The 14,098-nt window shown below is 59.4% G+C and carries 13 protein-coding genes and 2 pseudogenes; 7 read left to right on the forward strand and 8 right to left on the reverse strand.

Annotation, left to right across the window (positions count from 1 at the left end):
• Positions 1-45: 45 nt before the first annotated feature.
• The gene (locus PQR40_RS01795; RefSeq protein WP_408227751.1) at positions 46-1,194 is read left to right on the forward strand and encodes an acyltransferase family protein; all 1,149 of its coding nucleotides are present in this window, start codon (positions 46-48) and stop codon (positions 1,192-1,194) included.
• Between the two features lie 85 nt (positions 1,195-1,279).
• Here the strand turns inward: PQR40_RS01795 and PQR40_RS01800 are convergent, their stop codons facing one another.
• Positions 1,280-2,149: a LysR substrate-binding domain-containing protein gene (locus PQR40_RS01800; protein ID WP_408227748.1), complete on the reverse strand. Its 870-nt coding sequence runs from the start codon at positions 2,147-2,149 to the stop codon at positions 1,280-1,282.
• A 255-nt stretch (positions 2,150-2,404) separates the two neighbouring features.
• Here PQR40_RS01800 and eno point away from each other — a divergent pair, with 255 nt between their 5' ends.
• Positions 2,405-3,703, forward strand: a complete 1,299-nt coding sequence (eno, locus tag PQR40_RS01805; RefSeq protein WP_408338926.1) for a phosphopyruvate hydratase — start codon at positions 2,405-2,407, stop codon at positions 3,701-3,703.
• Between the two features lie 288 nt (positions 3,704-3,991).
• Positions 3,992-4,513 (forward strand): PH domain-containing protein, encoded by a 522-nt coding sequence (locus PQR40_RS01810; RefSeq protein ID WP_408508294.1) that lies wholly within the window; start codon positions 3,992-3,994, stop codon positions 4,511-4,513.
• An 85-nt stretch (positions 4,514-4,598) separates the two neighbouring features.
• On the opposite strand, the gene PQR40_RS01815 is transcribed toward PQR40_RS01810, so the two are convergent.
• Positions 4,599-5,213 (reverse strand): TetR/AcrR family transcriptional regulator, encoded by a 615-nt coding sequence (locus tag PQR40_RS01815; protein ID WP_408508295.1) that lies wholly within the window; start codon positions 5,211-5,213, stop codon positions 4,599-4,601.
• Between the two features lie 83 nt (positions 5,214-5,296).
• Between PQR40_RS01815 and PQR40_RS01820 the strand changes: the two genes are divergently transcribed.
• Positions 5,297-6,433, forward strand: a complete 1,137-nt coding sequence (locus PQR40_RS01820; protein WP_408508296.1) for an MBL fold metallo-hydrolase — start codon at positions 5,297-5,299, stop codon at positions 6,431-6,433.
• A 150-nt stretch (positions 6,434-6,583) separates the two neighbouring features.
• Here PQR40_RS01820 and PQR40_RS01825 read toward each other — a convergent pair.
• The 3 genes and pseudogenes from PQR40_RS01825 to PQR40_RS01835 form a co-directional block, all read right to left on the reverse strand.
• Positions 6,584-7,129, reverse strand: a pseudogene (locus PQR40_RS01825) (GNAT family N-acetyltransferase); the annotation flags it as partial.
• A 240-nt stretch (positions 7,130-7,369) separates the two neighbouring features.
• A complete protein-coding gene (locus PQR40_RS01830; RefSeq protein ID WP_408227733.1) occupies positions 7,370-7,714 on the reverse strand; it encodes a DoxX family protein in 345 nt (114 codons plus the stop codon).
• A gap of 2 nt (positions 7,715-7,716) precedes the next feature.
• Positions 7,717-8,640, reverse strand: a complete 924-nt coding sequence (locus PQR40_RS01835) for an NAD-dependent epimerase/dehydratase family protein (protein WP_408338918.1) — start codon at positions 8,638-8,640, stop codon at positions 7,717-7,719.
• A gap of 128 nt (positions 8,641-8,768) precedes the next feature.
• On the opposite strand from PQR40_RS01835, the gene PQR40_RS01840 reads away from it, so the two are divergent.
• Positions 8,769-9,374, forward strand: coding sequence for a TetR/AcrR family transcriptional regulator (locus tag PQR40_RS01840; RefSeq protein WP_408227727.1), 606 nt, complete (start codon positions 8,769-8,771; stop codon positions 9,372-9,374).
• A 43-nt stretch (positions 9,375-9,417) separates the two neighbouring features.
• Here the strand turns inward: PQR40_RS01840 and PQR40_RS01845 are convergent.
• A pseudogene (locus PQR40_RS01845) lies at positions 9,418-9,672 on the reverse strand (pyridoxal-phosphate dependent enzyme); the annotation flags it as partial.
• Positions 9,673-9,970: 298 nt separating this feature from the next.
• Here PQR40_RS01845 and PQR40_RS01850 point away from each other — a divergent pair.
• Positions 9,971-10,378 (forward strand): GFA family protein, encoded by a 408-nt coding sequence (locus PQR40_RS01850; protein WP_408508297.1) that lies wholly within the window; start codon positions 9,971-9,973, stop codon positions 10,376-10,378.
• A 270-nt stretch (positions 10,379-10,648) separates the two neighbouring features.
• Here the strand turns inward: PQR40_RS01850 and PQR40_RS01855 are convergent, their stop codons facing one another.
• Complete coding sequence (locus tag PQR40_RS01855) at positions 10,649-11,551, reverse strand: LysR substrate-binding domain-containing protein (RefSeq protein ID WP_408508298.1); 903 nt, start codon at positions 11,549-11,551, stop codon at positions 10,649-10,651.
• A gap of 103 nt (positions 11,552-11,654) precedes the next feature.
• Here PQR40_RS01855 and PQR40_RS01860 point away from each other — a divergent pair, with 103 nt between their 5' ends.
• Positions 11,655-12,539 (forward strand): alpha/beta fold hydrolase, encoded by an 885-nt coding sequence (locus PQR40_RS01860; protein ID WP_408508299.1) that lies wholly within the window; start codon positions 11,655-11,657, stop codon positions 12,537-12,539.
• Between the two features lie 152 nt (positions 12,540-12,691).
• Here PQR40_RS01860 and PQR40_RS01865 read toward each other — a convergent pair whose 3' ends face one another.
• Positions 12,692-14,005 (reverse strand): MFS transporter, encoded by a 1,314-nt coding sequence (locus PQR40_RS01865; protein WP_408508300.1) that lies wholly within the window; start codon positions 14,003-14,005, stop codon positions 12,692-12,694.
• Between the last annotated feature and the right edge of the window lie 93 nt (positions 14,006-14,098).

Consider the following 14,098-nt stretch of genomic DNA (forward strand, 5'->3'; position numbering starts at 1 on the left):
GCGGAGGTAAGATCGTCGCAGCCTGAATAGAAGAAGGGGCAAAAAATGGCGATCACCTTGAATCTGTCAGCGTCCGCAAATCTGAACAAATCCCTGAAGATAGACGCCATTCGATTCCTCGCGGCTGTCTGGGTCTTGATGTACCACTTCCGCCCGCCCGCGTTTAAAGAACTTCTGCCACACCGGCTTGCCTTCATGGGCGGCGCATTGTGGTCAGGATCGACAGCGTTGTTTGCGGGTCCCGCCGCCGTCATCGTGTTCTTCGTCATTTCCGGCTATTGCATCCACAACGCATATCAAAGGGATGTCACGCTTAAGCCGATCAACTATTACGCGTCGAGATTCATCCGCATCGGCCTGCCACTGATCATTCTGCTGTGCCTCGTTCAACCTTTGCCGACGGGACAAAATTATCTGGAGTCCGTGCTTTGGTCGCTCTACTGCGAGATGGTGTATTACGCCGCTTATCCGATCTTGCGCCCACGGTTTCGCTACCTCGGCGAAATGATCGTTGGCTGCGCGCTTGCGGCAGGCGTGATGGTGGCCTCGGTTCGTCTGGTGGGCCACCCGGTTTGCCATGGTTGCGTCATTGAAACGTATGGCGTTCCGGGTACGGCTTTACTGTACGCGGCTGGATGGATCTTTGGCTGCCTGATCGCGGAAATCCAGCGCAACGCGGAGCAGTTCCACGTCCGTGGTGCGTATTCGCCACTCACCATGATGATCAAGCGCGGCCTTGATCGGAGTACTCATTACCTGGCAAACCATCTGGTTGCGCTGAGAGTGACCGTTGTCGCGGCCGGAGCGGCCGTTATGATTTTGCTCTCCGAATCGAATCTCAAACCAGCGGGTGTGCCGTTGATTACACCGGATATCACGCTCCCGCTATTTCAGTTCCTTGCGGCAATCTGGATCGCGGCGGAGACAGCCACGCCGTCCAGAAGCAGCGTTTGGTCCCGACTGGCTACTTTCGGAGCGTGGTCTTATAGCCTCTATCTCTGCCACAAGATGGCGCTTGCACTGCTGGAAATGACCAGATTCGATGACACATCGCGATTCGCATGGTTCGTACAGGTGGCGTTGGCGTTCGCCATCAGCTACGCGTTTTACCGGATGATCGAAAAGCCTTCGCATCTGATTTCCCAGCGACTGCGGAAATACACGCCGAATGCACCGGCCGCGCCGGCTGCTTAAGCCAGGCCTTTGCATTCATGCGCCCTCCAGATTGACATGGGGCACAAGGCAGCTATCAGGTGGAACAGCCATTTGCATAGCTGCCTTAGCCGGCGTCTTTATATTCAAGCCGGGCACGTAGCCAGGATGTGAATTCATTGAGGTTCCTGGGCAAGGTTCGACCCGCGGCCGGCAAGGCCATCAATCTGAAGGGGAGCTGAACAAATCCCCACGGCGCCACCAGCAGCCCTTCATCCAGCTCCCGTCTTATCAGCCGTTTTTCAACGAGCGCCACCCCCAGACCAGACAGCGCCGCCTCGATACAAAGGTGCGTATGGGGAAACGTAATCTGCCCGCCGGTTCCAATTCTGGTGCCCGTCTGCGCCTCCCAGTGCGTCCATGCACTCGAGGTGAAGTCGTGCGCGATACGCGCCCCCGTTGTTGCCGAGTTCCGGTAGCCGGGTATGCACACAGGCCCGAATGCGACAGGTGCCAGCGGGATCGCGCGGGAACGGTCCGCCTCCGGATACGAAGTGAGATCCCACGCAATGACCAGATCAGCACCTTCGGTCCTGATCTCTCGCGCCGAAGTCATGGAGAGGCGGATACGGATGTCCGGACACGCGCGATAGAAATCGGCAAGGTTCGGCACCAACCAACGCATGGCAAAGGTCGCACTGCAAGCCACGTGCAGGCCCGAGCCCTGCACCTGGGCCTGCAACCTGGTGTAGCCGTGCTCGAGTTGCTCGAACACGGAGCTGACGAGCACATAGAGGTCCTGCCCGTGCTGATTCAGCTTCAAACCCGTGCCTTCCTTGTCGAAAAGCGCTGAGCCGACGTGCTCCTGAAGCAGCTTCAACTGACGGCTCACGGCGCCGTGGGTTCGAAACAGCTCTTCGGCCGCCTTGGTCACGGAACCGTTCCTGGCGGTTGCTTCGAACGCGCGCAGCAAAGACAGCGGAGGCAATGTACGCACTTCAACGATCCCTTCGTTAAAAAAGCTGACCGATCTCGCAATAAAACTCGGTTTTCGAATACTACACAAGTGCGTATCTTCGCACTCAATGGAAATTGCTTCCCATAATAATTCAACGTATTTTTGCGAGTAATTTCAAAAAATAAAACTTTTTACTTCATATTATCGCGAATTCTTCGGACATTCATTCAATGGACATACGCCGGTTGCGCTTGTCTGATGGGACAGTTTTTCTATCGTAAAGGAGCGTTAAAAATGAGCCGGATCGCGCAGGTCATGGGTTACGAAGTCCTGGACAGCCGGGGGAATCCCACGGTTGAAGTAGAAATTATCCTGGACGATGGCTCGAAAGGCCGGACAACGGTACCGTCTGGCGCTTCAACCGGGGAGCGCGAGGCCGTCGAGAGGCGGGACAACGATCCTGCGCGGTATCTGGGTAAAGGCGTCACGGCGGCCGTCGATGCGGTCAACACCGAACTGCGGGATGCGCTGGTCGGCATGGACGCCATGGACCAACGCGAGGTCGATCAAGCCATGATCGAGCTCGACGGCACCGACAACAAGCAGCGTCTCGGTGCGAACGCGATTCTCGGTTGCTCAATGGCCGCAGCGAACGCCGCGGCCGCTTTCAACCGGACCTCGCTGTTTCGTTATCTTGGCGGGTTGCAGGCGTCTGTCCTGCCGGTTCCCATGATCAACATCATCAATGGCGGCGCACATGCCGACAATCCGCTCGATTTCCAGGAATTCATGATCTTGCCGATAGGCGCGACGTCGTTTGCCAACAGCGTGCGAATGGGAGCCGAAGTCTTTCATACGCTTCGTGGCGCGCTCAAGCACGCGGGTTTCAACACGAATGTCGGGGATGAAGGCGGCTTCGCACCCACGTTGCGCACCGCTGAGGAAGCGCTCGATCTGATTGTCGGCGCAGTCGAGAAGGCAGGCTATAAACCCGGCGTCGATATCGCGCTGGCGATAGACCCGGCTTCCAGCGAGTTCTTCAGCAACGGACGCTATGTCTATCCTGGCGAGGGCACTGAGCGCAGCATCGAGGAACAAGTCGATTATCTGGCGACGCTGGTGGCTACCTATCCCATCGTTTCCATCGAGGATGGCATGGCCGAGAACGATTACGCGGGCTGGCAATTGCTGACGTCCCGGCTCGGCGGACAATGCCAGCTCGTTGGCGACGACATCTTCTGCACCAACGAGCGCTTGCTTCAGGATGGCATTGACGCATCCATTGGAAACTCGATACTCGTCAAGATGAACCAGATCGGTACGCTCAGCGAAACGCTGGCAACGGTGCGAACGGCCCAGCGCGCCGCTTACAGCGCGGTGATCTCACACCGTTCGGGAGAAACCGAAGACGTCAGCATTGCGGATATCGCCGTCGCAACAAACGCCGGTCAGATCAAGACGGGGTCGCTTTCTCGCACGGACCGCACCGCAAAGTACAACCAGTTGATCCGTATCGAGCGTGAGTTGGGCTCACAGGGGACGTTTGCTGGCGCGGCACCGTTCGCGCCGCGTCGCGGACGACCCGCGCCGTAAAGGCTATACTGGACATACCGTCGGCACCCAGTCGTGCCACGGCGACTTCAAGATAGTGGCGTGCGACTTGACTACGCTTGTTTCCGTGACCGACGCGTCAAAGTTGCGTCGTACCGCCACCAAACGTTTGAAGCGTGTTCCACCAAGCCGGCACGCAGGTGTGTCTGGCGAAAGGGACACGATATTGTCGCCGGCCAGCAGTCAGTTCGCCGCGCGCAACCGAATCAGGCAACGCTGCCTTTTTGGACGGACGAATAGAGCCGTGGATCAGAAAAAAGGATAGGTGCGATGGCCAATCAAGTAATTTTCAGCGGCGCGCCGTCGCAGGCCTGCAACCTTCCGGCGCTCCTGAAGGGAGGCGCCGTCATGGCCATGATCGGCGCGATACATGTCTGCGCGTCGACCTCTTTTCCGTTTCAGTGGCACGTGCTGCTTGCACAAGCGGGCGCGGTCCTGATCGGTGTCAGCTTGCCGTTCGTCAAGACGGCGTTCACCCGAATCGTTATCGATACCGCACGGATTAGCTGGACGCAGGGCATTCTGCATCGACGTGTATCGATTCTCGAGCTTTCCCGGATTCAGCACATCACGTCGATCCAGCCTTGGTGGCAGCGTCTATTCGGCACCGGCACGCTCATCCTGATGACCGACGATCTGGCTCATCCTGTGAGGCGTTTGCCGGCCATCAGAGACGCGGACCATCTCCGCAAGCTGCTTGACGAGGCGATAGCTGCGCGTCGCGAACGGCTAAATCCCGCTAACACGTTTGATCCAGACGCACCCGGTTACACTCAGGCGCGCAGTGTTTGAACAGGTTGTTCCAATTGAATTGGGACCGGTCACGGCAGGATGCGGCGAACGACGATCGCGGAGTCAAGTGCTCGCGGTCAACGGGTCACGCATAACGCGCAAGGAACATATCGGCAGCAGATTCCGCGACTTGTCTTTGTTCATCCACGCTGAGCGTTGACTGGCCCATCGTCACCTGCGGCCAGAAAGCGAACGCTTTCACAAGGCCCTGCAACTGCTGCGAGGCGAACATTGGGTCCAGCGTCTTGAGGCGGCCATCGGCAGCGGCTGCGCGAATCCACACCGTCAAATCTTCCTCGCGCTCGCCCATGCGAGCCACCATATCGCGCGCGCGCTCCGGCGAATGAATGCCCGCCGCAATCGCAACGCGCGCCAAGGACAGAAACGCCTCGTCGTTCAGGAGGCTCAGCTTTTTTAACAGAAGCTGGAGCAACTGCGCCCGCAACGGATGCACGGAGGAATAAGCAGGCGCCTCCTCCGTGTCACTCGACTCCCACAACTGCCGCAGGATCGCTGCGAACAGTGCTTCCTTGCTTGGAAAATGGTTGTAGACCGTACGCTTCGAGACACTCGCGCGCGCTGCGATGCGGTCCATGCTGGTCGCGTCGAAGCCGGCCGCAAGAAACTCTTCGATAGCGGCCCCAATTACGGCGGCGCGCTTGCGATCGGTCAGGCGGAGGGGGGTATCGCTGGTATCCATCCTTAAATTTTACACCGGGGAGTTTACTTTTCTCGAAAATAAACTACACTCAACAGTCTACTTTATGTTTCGAGGCGGTTTGCATGACATCGTTCACCGGTTCTATTCGCCGCGCCTTGGGCCTGACGGCGGCGCGACGCGGGCGTGAATCGTTCGATACGTCGGCCCAGCACGACGGCGAGCGCTTTCGTAACGTCAAACCGCGTCCGGTCGAAGGAATCCGCAAGACCTTGAGCATCGTGTGGAATATCTTCTTCAACAAACCGGACGGCACGGTGCCGGCGGCCCCCCTGCCCGTCGACGCACTGTCGCGTGAACAGCTTGAGGCCGCGCCTGACCGAAGCCTGTATCGCCTCGGGCATTCGACCATGCTGCTCAAGCTGCGCGGTCAGTTCTGGCTGACGGACCCGGTCTTCGCTGAACGTGCATCGCCGTTCAAGCGATTCGGTCCAAAGCGCTTTCATGCGCCACCCCTTGCGCTCGAAGACTTGCCGCCGCTCTCCGGCGTGATTCTGTCGCACGACCACTACGACCACCTGGACCGCGAAACCGTGCTGGCGCTCGCGGCTACGACGGCCGTGTTTCTGACGCCGCTGGGTGTCGGCGACCGTCTGATCGAGTGGGGTGTCGACGCGTCGAAGGTCCGCCAGTTCGACTGGTGGCAGAGCGTTGAGATCGACGGTCTGGCGTTCACGGCAACACCGGCGCAGCATTTCTCCGGCCGCAGTCTCTTTGACGGCAACAGCACCTTGTGGGCCTCGTGGGTCATCGTCGATGACGCTTTGCGCGTGTTCTTTAGCGGCGACACGGGCTACTTTGATGGATTCAAGACGATCGGCGAGCGGCTGGGTCCGTTCGACGTGACGCTGCTCGAAACCGGCGCCTACGATGCCCAATGGCCGTACGTGCACATGCAGCCCGACGAGACGGTACAGGCACACGTCGATCTGCGCGGCCGCTGGCTGGTGCCGGTTCACAACGGCACGTTCGATCTGGCGATGCATCGCTGGCAGGAACCGTACGAACGCGTGGTCGGGCTCACCGCCGCGCGCGGCATTCCGCTTGCGACGCCCCGCATGGGAGAGCGGCTGGATCTGAGCGCACCGCACCGCGGCGGGAAGTGGTGGCGCGAGGTTGCGGAGAGTGTTCAGGAGCCCGTAACGCGGCGGCGGCGCCTTGGCCGGCTGTCCTTTTGCAGCGGCAAGAAGGAGCACGCTTAGGCACTGACGGCCGCGGGTCTAGTCCTGATACCCGGGGTCTGTCCGGTCGGGAACATCGAAATCGGTAGCGGGCCTTCCGTGATCGCTGCGATCGCCATGCCCGCGCGATGCAAAATTGTCATCCGAATGGCGGTCGCCAGGCCTATGCGTCCGGCGATCCCCCGCAAGCAGCCCATATAGCGCGCTGTCCGACACTTCGTCGCCCACGGTCCAGCGCTCGCGCAAGAGTCCTTCACGCGCAAATCCGAGTCGTTCGAGAAGCCTGGCCGAAGCGAGATTGCGAGGGTCGATATCCGCCTCGATGCGCCGCAAGTTCAGCACACCGAACGCGTGCTCGATCAGTGCGGAAGCCGCCTCGATCATGTATCCGTTGCCCCAGTGCTTGCGTTGCAGACTAAAACCTATCTCCGCTCGCCGGCATTGCTCGTTCACATGGAAAAGATCGCAAGTGCCGAGTACTTCTCCAGTGGTTCGATGTTCGACTATGCCAATGAAGTCCTTGCCGTCAGCGGATGCCTTCAATGCCCCCGCGATACGTTCCTCTGCCTGGTCCAGATGGGTCATCGCCGAAAATGAAAAGTAGCGCATCGCCTCTGCGTCCGACCAGATCGCGAACAGTGCCTGCAGGTCCTCATGGCGAGGGGGCCGCAGAATGATGCGCGGGGTAGTCAGCGTAACGAGCTGGAAAGAAAGCATGATGTAATGGATCGCCTCGAGCAGAACGCGCAATTAAAGCGTGAGGGGCACGACCCAACAACTTCGTGCGGTGAGGCCGTAACGAAATTGGCCACCGCTCTGGCGCATTGACGGCTACAACGCGGACGCGGCCTCCCGCAACGGCGAGTGGCCAGGTGGCGACCGGCGCGATGCCCATGCGTCGCTCGCGGCCAAAATCACGCCATAGCGCACTTCTGCTAGCGCTGCGGCGAGCAAGCCTCAACCGCGGAGCGCCACAGTAGTCACAATGAGAGCCGAGAAGATCAGCGCAGGGGCGAGATGCCCGAACGGCTCACGGTTTCGGAACAACGTGAAGAGCACGACGGCCAGGATCGCACCGGCCAGCGTTAGGCCGAGAACTCTGGTTTGTTGTCCAAAAAGAAGTCCCGCACACAACAGCTCAAGAGCGCCACAGAGCAAATGAAACCATGCCGGGTAACCCCAGCGCGCGAAGTCACGCTTCACCGCGCCAAGTCCTGTGAGATTGACCACCCCTGCAACCGCGAACAGAACCGCTACGATCATCGCGAGAATCGATTCGAAAGATGCGCTGTTCCACGCCATGGTCATGCTCCATTGATTTGCTGAAAGTGCTTTTGTACGGAGAGGTCCGCAATCAGGCCGAGGCCATGGGGCTTCCACGCAAGAACTCGCCGGGCATGCTGGCCGCTTACTGTCTGATCGAGCGCCAATGCGTCAGCGAACGGTCCAAGCGATTTGCGGGCATCGTCGAGCGGCCACGCCTCGACGCGATCAGCGCCGATCGACGCCCGAATCGCTTCACCCATTTCGGCAACGGCAACGGCATCTTCCGCAACCACGTTGAATATCTGTCCCGCAACTCGACCGTCCCCGCTTGCCGCTCGCTCCACCGCGCTCAGGTAAGCCGTGGCGAGATCATCGACGTGAACGGCAGGCCAGTGGTTACGACCATCGCCGACGACCCTCACACTGCCGGTCTGATGGGCCATGCCGGCAAGCATGCCGAAAACGCCACCGCCGTAGCCGTGCACCATCGCCGGTCTGAGGATCACTGCGGCAATCGAGCGGCTTGCTGCTAGCGCCTGCACACGTTGCTCCACTGCAGGCCGCCAGGCGATGAGTGGTGTCGGGTTCAGCGCCGATGCTTCAGTCGCGGACTCCCCCTCCGTATTGCCGTAGACCCAGGTGCCCGACGTATAGACAAACGCCGCGCCCGGATGCAAATGCGAAAGCATCGCTACCGCCGCGGCTTCATCAGCCGCAGCGGCGGAAGCATCGTTGGTCGACGCGGCGTGCACCACGCCATCAGCGGCGCCGGCGGTCGCAGCGAAAGACTGTGGCTCGCGCAGGTCGCCGCAATGCAGTGTCACACCGAGACGTGCCAGCGCGCTCGCGGCCGCCGAGCTTTCCTCGCGCACCAGCGCCGTCACCTGATGGCCGAGGCTGATTGCCTTGCGCGCGACCGCTTGCCCGATAAAGCCAGTACCACCTGTCATGAACAGTTTCAAAGCGTTCTCCAATGATTGGCTACGAAGTTGAATAGTCATACAAACGAGACTTATCAGTCTCGTTTTGGTGAATCTAAACGAGACTACCCAGTATTGTCAACTACTCATCGATCTGTTATTTATCTTGCATGGACACTTCTTCTCTCCCCGGCCTGAGCCCGCTGCAATGCCGCAAGCGATCTGCAATCCTCGACGGCGCGAAAACCGTTTTCTTACGCGAGGGTTTCGGTTTGGCAACAATGGACGATGTCGCCTCGGCCGCCGGCGTCGGCAAACAGACGGTCTACCGTCACTTCAAGTCGAAGGAGGCGCTCTTCGTTGGTCTGGTGAGTTCAATGTGCGCGCAGGTGGGCGCGCTGCTTGCCAGCGCTCAGGGCGAGCAATCCGACGGCGCACCCGAAGTCGAGTTGCGCGAGTTGGGATGGTTGCTGGCACGAAGCCTTATCGCGCCGGATAATCTGCGGCTTTACCGGGCCATCGTTGCTGAGGCCGAGCGTCTTCCGGAACTCGGCCAGGTGTTTTACGAAAATGGTGCAAAGGTCGTGCGTGCCTTCGCCGCAAAAATTCTGCGAAAGCGATTTGACGAATCGACTGCTGCATTGCGGGCAGCGACATTCGTTCAGTTGGTGCTAGGCGATGCGTATCTGGAACTGTCAATTGGCTACACGGTGCCCGATGTTGAAGCGCGCTTTGCGCTGCAGATTGACGAGGCGGTAGCGGCTGCACTTCGATAAGGAGCGCCGCATAAGATGTTGAGCCGCTGCATGCCGCATAAGCCATTGCCTGACCGAAATTTCCTGCGCTCGCACAGACAACTTCGCAGTCGCGCGGAACGTTGGCCATATAAAGACAAGCACCCCGCCCCTTGAACGAGCGAATCGGATTTACCGTTTCCACCTTCAATACGGCCCGAACGCCGAGCACATTCGAGAGTGACTCACACTCGAATTGAGGTGAATTGAGGAATACCGGATCTATCAAGGCCGACGCACTTTCAATGCGAGTCATTGAAATCCGTGGCCGTTCATTCATACCTGCGTCCTCGATAAATTCGTAAGGGATAGCCTACACCGCGTCCCTTGATGCTGCGACCGCAAATCAATCGCCTGCCCGGGTTGGGCTGCAACGGATCCATGCCGACGACTCATTTCCACCCTACGCTAGAACGGTATTCCCATCCGCTGACGTCCGGGTTGGTCCAAATTGATGCGATGCACGCACAGCGTTGCCTATGCATAATCGAAATGCTCGCCTTTGGCAGCGCTCGATATTACCCTTGGCTGACAAACCCGAATCGTGCTGAGCGCATCTCAATCCATAGGAGCGCTCAATGCTGCGGACATATCGAGGAAATTGCCATTGCCAATCAGTGAGGTTCGAAGCTCAGATTGATTTCAGCCGGGGCACCGTGAGATGCAACTGCACCTTCTGTAGCAAAGTGCGGCTCTGGCTCGTCAACGTTCGCCTAGAGGCGTTCCGTCTTCTTTCCGATGAAAATGCACTCATGGTATATCGAGGCAAAAATCCGGTTGCGCATCATCCGTTCTGTAAGCGGTGCGGCGTCCACGTATTTGATCGCATTGATATGCCAAACGAAACCGGATTCCCATACATTAATATCAACATCATGTGCGTCGATGACCTTGACGTTGACGAAGCGTTGAGTGCACCGATTGTCTACGCGAATGGCCTGCAAAACGATTGGGGCAATCCGCCATCGGAAACCCGGCATCTTTGATTCTGTCGATTGTCGACGGTCCTGGCCGCAGTGCCGAACCGCTGAAGCTGGCCGAATCCGGAAGTTCGATGAAGGACCGACTTCGACCCTGAGTGCTCCTCTCCGAGCGACCCGAACATGTCCGCTTCAGCGGCAACAGTGGCCACATGTTCACCGCGAAGTCACTGTTGCCAACCGATAAAGCAGCCCGTCAGGACACAGGCCATATCGCTGCAGTTACCTGCAACTTCTCGTTGACTATGTCGCCGCCCCAAGGATGCGATGGACCGATCAACCGCGAAGTGCACGCGGACTGAAGCGAACCTGCTGGCCGGCGCGGCGTGCAGCATCTATCAGGGCCACGCTGGCGGGCGAGTCTGAGCGAGGAAACGCGTAGAAACGTGCAACAGGCAACGCGGGCAATCCTTGTTTGCGACCTAACTGGCACAGGCCTTCGACTCGCTGACTATCGGCGATGACCGTAACAGCAAAACCCGAGCGCGCCGCCGACAGGCAGCCCGCCATGCTGCTGCTTTCGAACACCAACCGCCACGCCCGGCCCGCCTTGTTCAGTGCTGTAATCGCTGACTCCCGATAGATGCATGGATCGGGAAAGACGGCTAGCGGCAGCGGCTGGTCAGGATCCAGTGGTTGATCCTCCGAGAACGCCCAGATTAGCGGCTCTTCCCACAATAGTTCGCCGCCTTTTTCAACACGGCTGCATTGCTTGCCGAACACAAGATCCAGACGCCCGCGCTCTTGCTGGCGCAATAGATCGGCCGTGACGCCGACTTTCAGATCGATCGTCGCTTCAGGATGCCATTGGCGAAAACGCTGCAATACCCTGGGCAGCCAGGTTCCAGCAAAGTCTTCCGATGCACCGACCCGCAACAGCCCGCGCAGCGGCGCGCCGCGCAGTTTCGCGCGGACCTCGCGTTCCAGATCAAGGATATTGCGGCCGTAGGCGTACAAGGTGTCACCGCCCTGCGTCAACTCAAGGCGGCGAGTCGTGCGTGTCAGCAGGCTAATCCCGACGATCAGTTCCAGACGCTTGATATGCCCACTCACGGCCGACGGCGTCAGCGCCAGACGCTCAGCGGCCGTGGCAAAGCTACCGCTGTCCACGACTTCGAGAAAGGTGCGCAGTAACACGGTATCGAGCGGAACACCGTCGGCGGTGGCTAGAATCTCCATCAAATCATTCGACACGAAAAGTTATCAATGGGCAATGATTATTCACCAATCGATACGAGAAGTCGAGCTATCGTGACACATCCCTGTTTGCACGAGGAAAACCATGAACACCTACCGCCACGTCGCTACTAAGCGGCTCGACATCGCCTATCTCGAATGGAACCCACAGGGGCCGCGCACAGCGGTGCTGCTGCATGGCTGGCCAGACAGCCCGCAGTGCTGGAAGAGCGTCGCGCCCATACTGGCCAGCTCGGGTTACCGCGTGCTCGCGCCGGCGCTGCGAGGCTTCGCGCCCACCCGGTTCCGCGATGCGGCCACGCCTCGAAGCGGCCAGTTGTCCGCACTGGGCCGCGATCTGCTGGATTTCCTCGACGCGCTGGGTCTGGAACGGCCGGTTTTGGTCGGCCATGATTGGGGCGCACGCGCGGTCGCAAATGCTTGCGGCTTGCGAGACGGCGTGGCCTCACATCTGGCGATGCTATCCGTGGGATACGGCACCAACGACCCGGACCAGTTGTTGACCCTGCAGCAAGCGCGCAATTACTGGTACCACTGGCTTATGGCCACGCCGCGGGGCGCGCGCGTGGTGCGGGACGAACGTAAGGCCTTCGCCCGACAGATGTGGGACACCTGGGCGCCAGCCGGCTGGTATGCGGAGGCCGACTTCGACGAGGCAGCGCAGGCATTCGACGGCGACGATTGGGCCGAGATCGTGCTCCATTCTTACCGCCACCGTTGGGGCTTTGTCGACGGCGACGCTGCCTATGCCGAGGACGAGACGCGTCTGAATCCCGTACCCGGGCTATCGGTTGCAACGCTGGTGCTGCACGGCGGGGCGGACACCTGCAACCATCCCGATAGTTCCAGGGGACGGGAGGCTTTTTTCCTCGGGCGCTACGAGCGAAAGGTGCTTGATGGAGTGGGACACTTTCCGCAGCGCGAAGCGCCGCAGGAAGTTGCCGATGCCATTCTGCAGTTCTGTCGATAAGACTGAGCGAAGGTTTGCCGTTTCGGGCCGACGTTGTGGGCGTTCGCGTATCGACACGGCAGCCCGCTTTACGCGTTACAAGGGACGTTCAAACGCACGTCATGAAGGTCCATTGCTGGCCGATTTCCGTCCCAATGCGGTCCGCGGCAGCCTCAGCGGTTCACCACCCGCGCCGGAATGAAGGCCCAAACCAGAAAGGCAGACAGGGTCAACGAACCGGCAACCAGGTACAGTCCTGACGACAGCGTGCCAGTCTGGCCTTTCAGCCAGCCGATAACGGTCGGACTGACGAACCCGGCCAGATTCGCGGTTGAATTGATCAGCGCGATACCGGCGGCGGCGCCTACCCCGCCCAGAAACGACGTCGGTAAAGCCCAAAACATAGGCAGCGCGCTGATAATGCCTACCGCAACCATCGTCAGTCCCAGCATCGACAGCACGGAACTGCCGGCCATATTGGCACACAACACGAAGCCGCAGGCTGCGAACAGGCTTGGCACGATCACATGCCAACGTCGTTCGCGCCGCCTGTCCGCGCTGCGGCCGGTCAGCAGCATGCCAATCAGTGCGGCCGTATAGGGGATCATCGTCATCACGCCGATCAACGCAGGGCTCTTGATGCCAGTGCCCTTGATGATGGTCGGCTGCCAGAAGCTCAGCGCATACGAGCCCATGATGATGCCGAACAGGATCAGCGAGAGCAGCCAGACACGGCCGGAGCGGAACACCTGGCTAACCGAACCATGTGTCCTGGTTTTGCCTTCCATGTCGAGGTCGAACTGAACCTGTGCGCGCTCTTCGACGCTGAGCCATGTAGCGTGCGCCACCTTGTCGTCGAGCCGGCGGTAGACCATCACGCCAAGCAGAATACCCGGCAAAGCTTCCAGGATGAACAACCACTGCCAGCCATGCATGCCGGCGATGCCGGCCGTCGCGGTCATGATGTAGCCCGAGAGTGGGCCTCCCACGATGCCGGACACGGGATTGCCCGCGGTCAGCAACGCCACCATCCGGCCGCGCCTGTGCGACGGGAACCAGTAGGTCAGATAGAGCAGCATGCCAGGATAGAAGCCGGCTTCCGCAATGCCAAGAAAGAAGCGCACGACGTAGAAATGCAATGGAGTACTAACCCAGGCGGTGCACATCGAAAGGACCGCCCAGGTGATCATGATTCGCGCGATCCAGCGCCTCGCGCCAAGCTTGTGCAGCAACAGATTGCTGGGCACTTCAAAGAAAAAATAGCCAATGAAAAACATGCCCGCGCCAAGACCGTAGACCGCCTCGCTGAACTGTAGATCGTTCAGCATTTGCAGCTTGGCGAATCCCACATTGACGCGGTCCAGATAGGCCACCACGTAGCAGGCGAACAGCAGCGGCAGGAAGCGCCAGGCGATACGCCTGTAGACCGCGTCGGCTGATTCGGCAATGCGAGCGTCGGTCGCAACATTGTGAGGGTGGGTATTCAAAAAGTGTCTCCGGTTTTTCGATTGCGATCGATGCGGTATCGGTGATCGCAGTGTCACTTTTTCAGAGCATTAAAAGAACCACCTTCCGGTGCG

This window comes from Paraburkholderia sediminicola (genome assembly GCF_046026855.1).
Taxonomy (GTDB): Bacteria; Pseudomonadota; Gammaproteobacteria; order Burkholderiales; family Burkholderiaceae; genus Paraburkholderia; species Paraburkholderia sediminicola_A.